Annotated in this window: 10 protein-coding genes and 1 pseudogene; 8 read left to right on the forward strand and 3 right to left on the reverse strand. The window is 70.5% G+C overall.

The features are described 5' to 3' along the window. A pseudogene (locus FPZ12_RS46125) lies at positions 1–217 on the reverse strand (hypothetical protein); the annotation flags it as partial. Positions 218–1,020: 803 nt separating this feature from the next. Here FPZ12_RS46125 and FPZ12_RS36565 point away from each other — a divergent pair. Further along, a complete protein-coding gene (locus tag FPZ12_RS36565; RefSeq protein ID WP_166463024.1) occupies positions 1,021–1,842 on the forward strand; it encodes a M23 family metallopeptidase in 822 nt (273 codons plus the stop codon). A 52-nt stretch (positions 1,843–1,894) separates the two neighbouring features. Here the strand turns inward: FPZ12_RS36565 and thrS are convergent, their stop codons facing one another. Further along, entirely contained in the window at positions 1,895–3,136 is a 1,242-nt protein-coding gene (thrS, locus tag FPZ12_RS36570; protein ID WP_144752748.1) for a threonine--tRNA ligase, read from the reverse strand. Positions 3,137–3,292: 156 nt separating this feature from the next. Next, on the reverse strand, positions 3,293–5,680 hold the full coding sequence (gene pcrA, locus FPZ12_RS36575; RefSeq protein WP_144752751.1) for a DNA helicase PcrA: 2,388 nt from the start codon (positions 5,678–5,680) through the stop codon (positions 3,293–3,295). 110 nt (positions 5,681–5,790) lie between these two features. Between pcrA and FPZ12_RS36580 the strand changes: the two genes are divergently transcribed. The 7 genes from FPZ12_RS36580 (at position 5,791) to FPZ12_RS36610 (ending at position 12,190) form a co-directional block, all read left to right on the forward strand. Further along, on the forward strand, positions 5,791–6,171 hold the full coding sequence (locus FPZ12_RS36580; RefSeq protein ID WP_144752754.1) for a DUF1707 SHOCT-like domain-containing protein: 381 nt from the start codon (positions 5,791–5,793) through the stop codon (positions 6,169–6,171). A 168-nt stretch (positions 6,172–6,339) separates the two neighbouring features. Further along, a complete protein-coding gene (locus FPZ12_RS36585; RefSeq protein WP_144752757.1) occupies positions 6,340–6,654 on the forward strand; it encodes a chorismate mutase in 315 nt (104 codons plus the stop codon). 73 nt (positions 6,655–6,727) lie between these two features. Beyond that, positions 6,728–7,033, forward strand: a complete 306-nt coding sequence (locus tag FPZ12_RS36590; protein ID WP_144752760.1) for a hypothetical protein — start codon at positions 6,728–6,730, stop codon at positions 7,031–7,033. 268 nt (positions 7,034–7,301) lie between these two features. Continuing rightward, positions 7,302–8,495: a hypothetical protein gene (locus FPZ12_RS36595; protein WP_144752763.1), complete on the forward strand. Its 1,194-nt coding sequence runs from the start codon at positions 7,302–7,304 to the stop codon at positions 8,493–8,495. Between the two features lie 151 nt (positions 8,496–8,646). After that, positions 8,647–9,489, forward strand: a complete 843-nt coding sequence (locus FPZ12_RS36600) for a hypothetical protein (RefSeq protein ID WP_144752766.1) — start codon at positions 8,647–8,649, stop codon at positions 9,487–9,489. 183 nt (positions 9,490–9,672) lie between these two features. After that, positions 9,673–11,181, forward strand: a complete 1,509-nt coding sequence (locus FPZ12_RS36605; protein WP_144752768.1) for a serine/threonine-protein kinase — start codon at positions 9,673–9,675, stop codon at positions 11,179–11,181. A 55-nt stretch (positions 11,182–11,236) separates the two neighbouring features. Then, the gene (locus FPZ12_RS36610) at positions 11,237–12,190 is read left to right on the forward strand and encodes a serine/threonine-protein kinase (RefSeq protein WP_144752771.1); all 954 of its coding nucleotides are present in this window, start codon (positions 11,237–11,239) and stop codon (positions 12,188–12,190) included. Positions 12,191–12,248: the final 58 nt, after the last annotated feature.

The raw sequence follows: 12,248 nt of genomic DNA on the forward strand, positions 1-12,248 counted from the left end.
GAGACAGGGGATGGACGAGCGCGCCTGGGCGGGTGGTGGCGGGCGGCATGGGCGCCGGGCGAGTGCGCGTCGGGCGCGCGGGCGCCGGGTGCGTGGGCCCGGGCGCGGCACGGCGCGGTGGCCGCCGCAGCGGGCACGCGCTGCCTGCCTGCCTGGCGAGCATGCGCTGCCTGGCGAGCACGTGTGGCACCCACAACTCGGCGAGCACGCAAGGCACGCCGGGCAGCTTGGGTGCCGGGCGACATGGCGCCGGGTGCGTGGGCCCGGCGCGGCACGGCGCGCCGGACGCCGCAGCGGACACGCGCTGCCTGGCGAGCACGCGTGGCACCCACAACTCGGCGAGCACGCAAGGCACGCCGCGCGACCGTGGCTCGGCGGCCCGGCAAGGCAGGCACGCCCTGCAGACCCGCCGCGTCGCCCGTGCATGGCAGGGCAAGCGTCCCGCGCGGCCACCACAAAACGGCGCCGCGAAAACACCGCGGCAGTCCGAAGCAACCCGCGGGCACACCCGCACGTCCCCTAGCGGGGACCAGCACCGAACGGACGAGCACGGCACAGCCAGCGCCCGGCCACGAGCACAGCGGCACCGGGGCGCGGGGACGCGAGGGCACAGCGACACCGGGACACGGGGGGCACAGGGGCACGAAGGCAGAGCGGCACCGGTGCGCGCCGCAAGCCACGCCCCATCAACCCGCGCGTCACTGGTGGTTCAACGCCGGTGGACGCGACGCGACGAGGCGGTTCTTATCTCCCGTTCAAACGTAATTCAGATCACACCATCGGCGTATTCTCCTTTCCACTCTGAGTCATCGTTCCTGCTAGATCGGCCGCCGTTGTCACGCGGTCAGCCCAGGCGTGGGCGACATCTTGCCCAGAACGGTCTCCCTTCGTTACTGTCCCCCGGTCCCCATTACGGTCAGGTCACAACGTGGACACCGAGCCAACCGCCCCCGAGGTTGCTCAGCCGGCCCCCCACCGGCGCCCACGGTCTGACTCCCCGAGTAACGGAAGGCATTTGTCTTGGCTCGACACCGCGATCCCAGCGGCGAAGGCCCTTCCTCGGAACTCGATGACGCACTCGAAGGTGCGGTCGTCCGTGTCCGGGGTGGACACCGACTGCCGGCACCGCCGTCGGCTCTACGCGGCCGCGTCGTAGTCGCGGCCGTCGCCGCCGGCGCGTTCGCCGCCGCCGCGGCAGGACAGACCCTCTCCTCCTTCAACAGCACCGCGGAAGCCCAGGGCGGCGCACAGCCCCTCGCCAACGCGACCGACGCCAGCGCCTCCTTCGCGCTGGGCGGCAACGCGCCCGCCGGTGCCCCGGAACTGATCCCCGCCTCGCACAACACCGACGCGTCAGCCGAGGTGCAGAAGCTCACCGCCAGCGCGCAGGTGACCCAGGACCGCGAGGACCGGGACGCCGCCGCGGCCAAGGCCGCCGCCGAAGAAGCCGCCCGGCCCAAGACCTGCCTGCCCGCGCACGGCACCTTCACCTCCGGCTTCGGCGCCCGGTGGGGCACGAGTCACCTCGGCATCGACATCGCGAACTCGATCGGCACCCCGATCTACGCCGCCTCCGACGGCACCGTGATCGACGCGGGCCCGGCCAGCGGGTTCGGCCTGTGGGTGCGCATCCAGCTCGCCGACGGGACCATCCAGGTCTACGGGCACATGAACAGCTTCTCCGTGCACGAGGGCCAGAAGGTCAAGTGCGGGCAGGAGATCGCCGAGATCGGCGACCGCGGCCAGGCGACCGGCCCGCACCTGCACTTCGAGGTCTGGCAGAACGGCACCAAGAAGATCGACCCGCGCCCGTGGCTGGCCGCCCGCGGCGTGTACGTGTGACCGGGTTCCACCCGTCATTGCATCCCCCTCCTTCTCGAACCTGTGTTCGAGATCAGGTATAGCGCGGGGGTACGACAGTTTCGTCGGCGTCCCAGAGGTCGACGCCGCGCCTGCCGATAAGTACACCCAGACGAGTGACGAGGTTGTCCACAGGCTGTGGATGCACCCGGCGCCCGTCGCGCAAACGCAGGGACGCCTCGCCCGCGGCCGCCTCACGTGGGCCGATGACGATCTGATAGGGCACGAGACGCGCCGCGCGGATACGCGCGCCGAGGCTGCCATCCACAGTCGGCTCGGCACGTATCCCCAACCCCGCCAACCGGTGGGCAACGTCCGCCGCGGCGGCTGATTCGGCTTCGGAAACCGGAAAAACCACCGCCTGCACCGGGGCGAGCCACGCCGGGAAGGCGCCGCCGTGCACCTCGATCAGGTGCGCCACGGCACGTTCCACACTCCCGAGCACGCTGCGGTGGACCATCACCGGCCAATGCCGCGCCCCGTCCGCGCCGATGTACTCCAGGCCGAGCCGCGCCGGCTGGTGGAAGTCGATCTGAACGGTGGACAGGGTGGACTCCCGCCCGCCGGCGTCGACGATCTGCACATCGATTTTCGGCCCGTAGAAAGCAGCTTCGCCCGCTACGGCCTCATAAGGCAGCTCCGACGCCTCCAGCACGACACGAAGCAACTCAGCCGCGCGATGCCACATTTCCGGTGCCGCCACGTACTTTCCGCCGTCCCCCGGCAAGGACAGGCGGTACCGCGCGGCCTCGATCCCCAGCGCCGCATAGGCCGCGCGGATCATGTCCAACGCCGCCCGCGCCTCTTCCTCCACCTGCTCGAAGGTGCAGAAGATGTGCGCGTCGTTGAGCTGGATCGCCCGCACTCTGGCAAGCCCGCCCAACGCGCCCGACAGTTCCGCGCGGTACATCCCGCCCAATTCCGCGATCCGCAACGGCAGCTCGCGGTAGCTGTGCGCGCGAGAGCGGTAGATCAGCGCGTGGTGCGGGCACAGGCTGGGCCGCAGCACGAGCTCTTCCCCGCCGACGTCCATCGGCGGGTACATGTCCTCGCGGTAATGCGCCCAGTGCCCGGAAATCTCGTACAGCTCACGCTTTCCGAGCACCGGCGAATACACGTGCCGGTACCCCGCGCGCACCTCCGCGGCACGGATGTACTCCTCCAGCGCATGCCGCACGACCGCCCCGTCCAGCAACCAGTACGGCAGCCCGGCGCCCAGCAACGGGTCGGTGTCGAAAAGTTCCAGCTCGCGGCCGAGCCTGCGGTGATCCGCCATCGTGGCCTCCTCGCGTTCTTGGGCGAGTGGCCACGACCCGGGGCACCCGCCCCGGGACAGCTTTCAGCGCGCCGGGACAACCTCCGGCGTGGTGACGACGACAGCGCGCTTCATGCCGCGAAAAGTAACAGGCGGATCAGCCGCTGGTCACGCGATTTACAGCTTCACCATCGGCACGCTGCCGATGAGCATCAGCTTCACCTTGCCCGCGGCGCCGAAGTCGATCGTCGCCGTGGCGCGCGGCCCGTCGCCCTGCGATTCGACGACCGTGCCAAGCCCGTACTTGTCGTGGCTGACCTTGTCCCCGACGTCGAGCTTCATCGCGATCGTGTTCTGCCAGCCCTTCTTCGGGGCCGGCGGGATCGACCGCGTCTGCACCGAATCGCCGCCGAAGGAGCGACGGCCCCACGTGGTGGCCGCGCGAGGCGAACCGTACGAACTCTGGCTCGAGTCCGGCTCCTCGCGGCGCCAGTCCACGAGATCCACCGGGATCTCGTCGATGAACCGCGAAGCCGGGTTCGTCATCGGCTGCCCCCACGCCGACCGCGTGATGGCGCGCGAGAGGTACAAACGTTTGCGCGCACGGGTGATCGCCACATACGCGAGCCGCCGCTCCTCGGCCAGCTCGGCGGGCTCGCCCAGCGCGCGCATGTGCGGGAAGACGCCGTCCTCCCAGCCCGTGCAGAACACCACGGGGTACTCGAGGCCCTTCGCGGTGTGCACGGTCATCAACGTGACCACGCCCGCGTCGTCCTCTTCCTCGTCTTCCTCGCCGTCCGGCGTCGGGATCGAATCCGCGTCGGCCACCAGCGACACCCGCTCCAGGAAAGCCGCCAGCGAACCGGGTTCCGGGACTCCGGCGTCGTCCTCGTCCGGCGGCGGCAGCTCCGCCGCGGACTCGGTGAACTCGCGGGCCACGGTCACCAGTTCAGTCAGGTTCTCCACGCGGGACGCGTCCTGCGGGTCGTCCGACTCCTCCAGTTCCGCGCGGTAGCCCGTGCGTTCGAGCACCGCCTCCAGGATGTCGGCGACCTCCGCGCCTTCCTCCGCCAGCTCCTGCAGACCGTTCAGCAGCTCGACGAAACCCGTGATCGCCTTGGCGGAGCGCGGGTTCAGCAGCGGCACCTTGCCCGCCACCGCGTCCCGCAACGCCGCGTTGAAGGAGATGCGCTCGCGCTCGGCGTGCGTGGCGACCACGGCCTCCGCCCTGTCCCCGATGCCGCGCTTGGGCACGTTCAGGATGCGGCGCAGGCTCACCGTGTCCTCCGGGTTCGCGATCACCCGCAGGTACGCCAGCATGTCCCGGACTTCGCGGCGCTCGTAGAACCGGACGCCGCCGACGACCTTGTACGGCAGCCCGAGCCGGATGAAGATCTCTTCGAAGACACGGGACTGGTTGTTGGTGCGGTAGAAGACCGCGACGTCGGAGTAGTGCGCCTCGCCCCGGTCCGCCAGCGCGTCGATCTCGCCCGCGATGAAGGCCGCTTCGTCGTGCTCGTTGTCCGCGACGTAGCCGGCGATCTTCTCCCCGTCACCGGAATCGGTCCACAGCCGCTTCGCCCGCCGGTTGGGGTTGCGCGAGATCACCTCGTTCGCCGCGTTCAGGATCGTCTGCGTGGAGCGGTAGTTCTGCTCCAGCAGGATCGTGCGCGCGTTCGGGAAGTCCCGCTCGAACTCCTCGATGTTGCGGATGGTCGCGCCGCGGAAGGCGTAGATCGACTGGTCCGCGTCACCCACCACGCACAGCTCGGCCGGCTCGACGCCGGACTCCGTCGGCTCCGTGCCGACCAGCTCGCGGACCAGGGTGTACTGCGCGTGGTTGGTGTCCTGGTACTCGTCGACCAGCACGTGCCGGAAGCGGCGGCGGTAGTGCTCGGCGACGTCAGGGAACACCTGCAGCAGCTCGACAGAGCGCATGATCAGGTCGTCGAAGTCCATCGCGTTGGCCAGCGAAAGCCTGCGCTGGTACTCGGCGTAGACCTCGGCGACCCGGCGCTCCAGGTCGTTGCCCGCCTTGCCCGCCGCGCTCTCGGCGTCGACCAGCTCGTTCTTCAGGTTCGAGATGTGGATCGCGAGCGTGCGCGCCGGATAGCGCTTGGGGTCGATGTCCAGATCCCTGGCGACGAGCGTGATGAGGCGTTTGGTGTCGTCGGAGTCGTAGATCGAGAAGTTCGACGACATACCCAGCGTTTTGGCTTCACGGCGGAGAAGTCGCACGCACATGGAGTGGAACGTGGACACCCACATCGCGTTGGCGCGCCTGCCGACGAGCTCGCTGACCCGCTCCCGCATCTCGGCGGCGGCCTTGTTGGTGAACGTGATCGCCATGATCTGGCCGGGGTGCGCGCCGCGTTCGGCGAGCAGGTAAGCGATCCGGCGCGTCAGCACCCTCGTCTTGCCCGAACCGGCGCCGGCCACCACCAGCAGGGGCGCGCCGGCGTGCGTGACGGCTTCCCGCTGCGCCGGATTCAGGTCGGCCAGCAGGTCGGCGTGCCGGCCCTTCGGGGCCGCGTTCTCGGAAGGAAGATCGAAGAGGGTGCTCATCGGGTATCCACGCTACTCGGGGGCGCTGACGGTTTACCGCACCGGACGTACGCCGAAATGTCGCCCGTGGACCGACGCCGCGACGCGTCCGGCTGCGGAGCATCGACCCTATGACCACTACCAGCAGAACCCGCGCTTCGGATGCCGATCGGCAACGGATCGCGGCGCGCGTCCAGGACGCCGGCGCCGAGGGCCGTCTCACCCTCGACGAAGTAGAACAACGGCTCAGCGCCGTCTATGCCGCCAGGTACGAGGACGAACTGTCCGGGTTCGTCGCCGATCTGCCGGCCCCGCCCGCACCGGCGCGTCCCCGCTTCCCCGTCCCGCTGCGGGTGCACGCGGGCGTCGTCGGCGTGTTTTCGGTGCTGCTCGTCGTCGCGTGGGCGTTCTCCGGCGCGCCGTTCTTCTGGCCCGTCGCGCCGCTGTTCTGGCTCTACCTCAGCCTTGCCGGGCACGCCTTCGCCCGGAACAGGTTCCGGCTTGTGCCATAATGAAGGCATGCGGCACCACGCGTTCCGATTTTTCTACGGGATCCGGACTCCGGCTCCCGTGATCGCGTAGTGCCCGCTCGCCATCACCGTAAAGCCCCGGAGTCCACGGACCCGGGGCTTTCGTCGGCTCGGGGACCTGATGGAAGTCCGGACCGAGGAGAGGTCCCGATGAACGCACAGACGCACGAAGCAGGGGAAGACGCCCCGGCGCAGAGCTCTTCGGCGGAGCCTGTGGCCTCCGCCGAGGAGATCGCGGAGCTTCGCAAAGAAATCGACTGGCTCGACAAGGAGATCCTGCGCCTGGTGAAGCGCCGGGTCGAGGTGTCGCAGACGATCGGCCGCGCGCGGATGGCCGCCGGTGGCACGCGGATCGTCTACAACCGCGAAATGGACGTGCTCGCCCGCTACCGCGAACTCGGCCCGGACGGCCGCCAGCTCGCGATGGCGCTGCTGAACCTCGGCCGGGGCAGGCTCGGCCGCTGAGCCGGGGAAAAACGCCGGAAAATCAGGGTGTTTCCCCGAGCCAGCCGCGGCCAGCGGCGGGCACACTGGACACATGATTAACTTCATCGCGGTCGTGATCGCGATAGCCAGTGTGCTCGCCGCGCTGGGCCATGTCGGCTATCTGGCACTGCTCAACAACGCGGCGAACAAACGCGCCGGAGGCGCGCCCATCGCCGAGTACGTCCGCAGCCGCTGGGCCGTGGCGGGCGGCACGACCGCCGCCTCGTTGCTAGCCTGGCTGTTCACCGCGGGCGGCACCACGATGGACGTGCTGGCGATCATCATCGCCGCCGGCAGCGGGTCGGTAGCGGTGAAGGCGCTGCAGTCGACCCAGGCGAAGTACCGCAGCGGAGGATAGGGGCGCGGCAGGCCGCGCTTTCATACTGCAAGTCGCACTTTCCCGCGGCCTCGTTCCCCGACAGGGTGAACTTGCGAGCCCACCCTCCAGTCCCCGCTCAGGTCTTTTACCCTTGAGCCGTGGACCTTTGCGCGATCAACGGCACTCGCTCGGTTTCCCGCCGTGCGCGTGCAGATGAACGTGCATCTTCTCCCGTGCATGTTGCTCCGTTCGGCTTAACGGGCCTCCGACCGACGTCATACGGCGTCCCTGGAGGGATCCACTCGGCATGAACGGCTGGGCCGACACGACCGGACAGATACCCAACCCGACAGGCAGGCACCGCCGTGGTGCCGGCACCTGGACGCCCCAGGTCGCTCCGCGCAACCCCGGTGGCAGGCATTCGTCCGCCGGGCTCCCGCAGGACCCGCCCAGCCGTGGCTCGTTGCCGCTGCTCTCCCAGATCCTCAGCGAAGGCTCCGTCCAGCACAGCGAACCGGGCTTCGGCCCCGTCAGCGGTCAGCTGCCGATCCCGGCGCAGGCCGCCGAACCGCCGCGCGCGCAGCCGGAGCGCATCGGCCCGCGCGGCAAACCGCGCCGCACCAAGGTCACGCTCACCCCGCCGACCTGCCACGAGGACAAGGCCGACGACGACGTCCGCGTCTACGTGGCCACCCCGGAGACGGGGTTGAGCACGTTCGACCTCGGCAGTGTCCCGGCATCGGTGACCCCGCCCCGCAGCTGGCGCAAGGCAGCCTGGTTCGCCACCGCCTCCTCCGGCGGCGTCGTGGTCGCCCTGCTCTTCGCCGGATCCGCGCTGGTCGGCAAGCCGACCCCGGACCAGGCGGGCGGCGGCTGGATCCCCGGCCTCGGCGGCGGCATCCCGACGGTCGAGGGCGAGCAGATCGTGCCCGGCCCCTCCGGGCAGACCGGCGGCACCAGCAACAACGCCTTCGGCTCCGGCCAGCGCGTCCCCACCTCCACCGAGGTCACCGATTCCGCCAGTGACGCGGTCCGCTCGCCCGGCCGGTCCGCGGCGCTGAGGCCGCCCGGCACCAGCACGGAGGACGACAGCTCCTCGTCCTCCGGCAGCAGCGTCTCCACGCCCACCACCACGCCGGTCCCGCAGAAGCCGCCGTCGAAGCCCGCCTCCTGGGACGCGGATCCGCAGCGGTTCACGGTCCAGTCGCCGCCGGACCCGCAGAGCCTCGCCACGGACTCGCAGAAGTACCTCGACGCGGTCACCGAGGACCCGGAGGCCGCGCACGCGATGACCACCGGCGAGCTCAACCAGGAGGGCACCGACGGGATCGAGCGGAAGTACTCGGACGTCGCGTACTTCCAGGTCCAGCACGTGCAGGTACACCAGTACGACGGCAAGACCGTGTGCACCGTGAAGATGGTCCGCAAGGACGGCTCGGCGGTCACCGAGCAGCGCACCCTCACGTTCTCCGGCGAGAAGATCTCCAGCGACGGTGACTGATCTCTCATCGCCCGCGTTGCGCCGGCCGGGTGACGCTCGCTGCCGTTCGTCTCGCCCGGAGTGCAGCCCACCGATAGAGGGTGGCCGGTAACGACTCGCCACGGTTCGCTGATGTAACGAACCGACAACGCGATCGACCGGAACAGAGGCCATGAGAGTCGTGCACGATCGGCGGCGGACCCGTCAGGAGACGGACGCCGTCACCGTCGAGGACCTGCTCGCGATGCAGGCCCACGACCCCATGCTGCTCGACGGCGAGTACCGCACCGAGCCGGTGCGGGCGGCCGGCGGGTTCCTCCCGCCGCCCGGGACCCGGGCGCGCCGGGCGAGTGCCCCGCCGCGCGAGCCGGAGAGCAGGCTGGCCAAGGCGGCGAAGCTCGCCGGGCTGACCACTGCGGCATCGCTCCTGGTGGGCGCCGTGGTCGCGGCCTCGATGGTCACCAAGGAACGTCCGGCCGAGGCGGGTCGCGGCGCGCTCGAGCCGCCGCGGATCACCGGCGCGGCGGCGTTGGGCGGATTCGTCCCGAGTACCGGGAAGCCGCCGGCCGGCAGCCGGGACGTGCGGCAGTCGCAGGCGCCGGTGTCGGTTTCGCAGGTGCCGGTCGCGGCCACCGAACAGACAGCCGCCGCGCCCGCGGGCACGAGCGCCCCCACCACGACCACGTCCTCCCAAGAGCCGAGCGACGCCGACAAGCTGAAGGCCGTGCGGCAGTTCTACCGCCGGATGGCCTCCGACCGCCCGGAGGACGCGCTCGCGATGCTCACCCCGGATCTGGCCGGCGATGAACCCGGTGACCTGGTCCGCGCGTGGAGTTCGATGAAGGACGTCCACGTGGACGACGTCGAGGTCCAGCCGGACGGGACGGTGCGGGCGGTGGTCACCTTGAAGCAGCAGGACGGCACGAAACTGCGGGTCACCCAGGTCCTGACGCTGGCGGCGGGGACGGCGGAGCAGATTTCCGGCGCCGTGCTGCTTTCCGCGGAGCAGTTGTAGTCCTGGCCATAGCAGGCAACCCGGCGGCGCCCCAAAGCGTGCCGAGTGTATGTGCGCAGAGTGAGCGCCCTAGCCTTGTCACGAGCTGATCTCGGCTAAACCGGCCCACGGGCCGCGATATGTGCATACGCTCCGGCGTGCGGCATGCTGTCGCCCCGGGAAAGCAGCCCCGAAGGAGGTCGCGTGAGCGACGAGGGTCGCCTGGTCGCCGGCCGGTACCGGATCGTACGGCGAATCGGCACCGGCGCCATGGGCGCCGTGTGGCAGGCGCATGACGAGGTGCTGGCGCGCACGGTGGCGATCAAGCAGCTGCTGCTGCAGCCGGGGTTGGAAAACCACGAGGCCGAGGACGCCAAGCAGCGCACGATGCGTGAGGGCCGGATCGCGGCCCGGCTGCACCACCCCAACGCCATCAGCGTGTTCGACGTCGTCACCGACGACAACGGCCAGCCGTGCCTCGTGATGGAGTACCTGCAGTCCACCAGCCTCGCCGAGGTGCTGCGGGACCGGAAGACGCTGCCCCCGCAGGAGGTGGCGTCGATCGGCGCGCAGATCGCGGCCGCGCTGAAGGAGGCGCACGCGGTCGGCATCGTGCACCGCGACATCAAGCCGGGCAACATCCTGCTCGCCGACAACGGCCTGGTGAAGATCACCGACTTCGGCATCTCCCGCGCGAAGGACGACGTCACGGTCACGAAGACCGGGATGATCGCGGGCACCCCCGCGTACCTCGCGCCCGAGGTCGCGATCGGCGGCGACCCCGGTCCCGAGTCCGACATCTTCTCGCTCGGCTCCACGCTGTACGCGGCCTGCGAGGGCCAGCCGCCCTTCGGCCTGAGCGAGAACACGCTCAGCCTGCTGCACGCCGTGGCCGCCGGGCAGATCAACCCGCCCCGTCAGTCCGGCCCGCTGGCCAGCGTGCTCGCGGTGCTGCTTCACCCGGACGTGAACCACCGGCCGACGGCCGAGGAGTGCGAGGAGCTGCTGTCCGCGGTCGCCAGGGGCGAGACCCCGCTGGGCGGCCCGGCGGAGACCAGGATCTCGCCCTCGGGTGGCGCGCTGGGTGCCGCCGGTGCCGGTGCGCTGGGCGGTGCGGCGCTGGGCGCCGCCGGAACCCGCGCGTTCAACGGCGACCTGGGCGGCAACGCGGCGGACAACTTCTACGACGACGATTACGACGACTACGCGGACGACCCGTACGCGCAGACCACGGCGTACCCGACCGAGGACTACGACCGCACCCGCGCGGTGTCGCAGGCCGGGTACGACGACTACGACAGCCCGCCGCCGGGCAGTGGCCCCGGTGACGACGAAGAGGACGAGAAGCCGGGCAAGTGGAAGGTGCCAGCCGCGATCGGCGCCGTCGTGCTGATCGGGTTGGTGGCGCTCGGTTTCTGGCTGTTCAGCGGTCCGAAGGGCGGCAGCACCAGCAACGTCACGGACACCCAGCCCGCGGTGCCGCCCGTGGTCACCAGCTCCTCGGTGCAGACCACGGAGAGCCCGACCACGACGGAGACCGAGCGGTCGAGCTCCACGAAGACGACGAAGTCCAAGAAGACCAGCAGCTCGGTCGAGGACACGACGGAGACTTCCTCTTCGGAGAAGCGCACTCCCTCCTCGTCCCCGTCGAAGACGCCCTCCTCGGCGCCAGACTCGACAACGCAGAGCCCGACATCCGGTGCGAACGGCTAGGTGCCAAGTAGGCTCGGCGGAAAGTATCTGACCGTCATCCTGACGAGAGGTTGTTTTGGGTACTGAGGGCGTACTCGTCGGCGGCCGGTACCGCTTGGACCAGCCGATCGGCCGCGGCCGCGCGGGCATCGTGTGGCTGGCGCACGACACCCTCCTGAACCGCACGGTCGCCGCGAAGCGGATGTTCGTCCCGGCCGGGGCCGACCCGGCGGTGGCCGAGCAGGAAGGCCGCGCCGCGACGAGGGTGCAGCACAACTGCGTGATCACGGTGTACGACGTGGTGCGCGACGGTCAGGATCCGTGGCTGCTGATGGAGTACGTGCCGTCCCGCAGCATGGCCGACTTCCTCGGCGAGCACGGCACCCTCACCCCCGAGCAGGCGGCGTTTCTCGGCATCCAGCTGGCTTCGGCGCTGAGTGCCGCGCACCGGAACGGGATCATGCACCGCGGGCTGGAGCCCGGCACCGTGCTGCTCGCCGACGATGGTGGGGTGAAGGTGACCGACTTCGGGATCACCGGCCCTGGCCCGAATCCGGCGTTCCGCGCGCCCGAGGTCGCCAAAGGCGGCCGCGCGGACGCGGCGGCCGATGCCTTCTCCCTCGGCGCGACGCTCTACCAGGCCGTGGAGGGTGTGCCGCCCTACGGCGAAACCGGCGAGTGGCCGTTGCGGCAGCCGCAGCGCGCGGGCCAGCTGACCGGGGCGCTGATGAAGCTGCTGCGCGAGGACCCGTTCACGCGGCCGAACCTGGCCGACAGCATGACCGCGTTCCGCGCGATCACCCAGGGCAGGCAGACGGCCTTCATCCCGCCGACCGCCCCGGCGATGCCGACGATCCCGGTGGCGCGGCCGATGGCGCCGCGGCCGCAGCCGCTGCAGGCACCGGTGGGGACCAAGGCGCCGATGATCACGATGAGCCCGCAGCGCGTGCGCGCGCTGATCCTCACGGTGCTCGCCGTGCTCTGCGCCGCCGCCATCGGCATCGGCATCACGCAGTTGCTGTTCCTCTAGGCCCCGGAGGGCGCCGCGCGGGGGCAGACTCTCGACACGCGCCACCACAACAGCGCCG

This window comes from Amycolatopsis acidicola (assembly GCF_007713735.2).
GTDB classification, from domain to species: Bacteria; Actinomycetota; Actinomycetes; order Mycobacteriales; family Pseudonocardiaceae; genus Amycolatopsis_E; species Amycolatopsis_E acidicola.

Bases quoted from the DNA above. Each gene is read 5' to 3' on its own strand.
- thrS (WP_144752748.1), bottom strand. From the start codon at position 3,136: ATGGCGGATCACCGCAGGCTCGGCCGCGAGCTGGAACTTTTCGACACC.
- pcrA (WP_144752751.1), bottom strand. From the start codon at position 5,680: ATGAGCACCCTCTTCGATCTTCCTTCCGAGAACGCGGCCCCGAAGGGC.
- FPZ12_RS36580 (WP_144752754.1), top strand. From the start codon at position 5,791: ATGACCACTACCAGCAGAACCCGCGCTTCGGATGCCGATCGGCAACGG.
- FPZ12_RS36585 (WP_144752757.1), top strand. From the start codon at position 6,340: ATGAACGCACAGACGCACGAAGCAGGGGAAGACGCCCCGGCGCAGAGC.
- FPZ12_RS36590 (WP_144752760.1), top strand. From the start codon at position 6,728: ATGATTAACTTCATCGCGGTCGTGATCGCGATAGCCAGTGTGCTCGCC.
- FPZ12_RS36595 (WP_144752763.1), top strand. From the start codon at position 7,302: ATGAACGGCTGGGCCGACACGACCGGACAGATACCCAACCCGACAGGC.
- FPZ12_RS36600 (WP_144752766.1), top strand. From the start codon at position 8,647: ATGAGAGTCGTGCACGATCGGCGGCGGACCCGTCAGGAGACGGACGCC.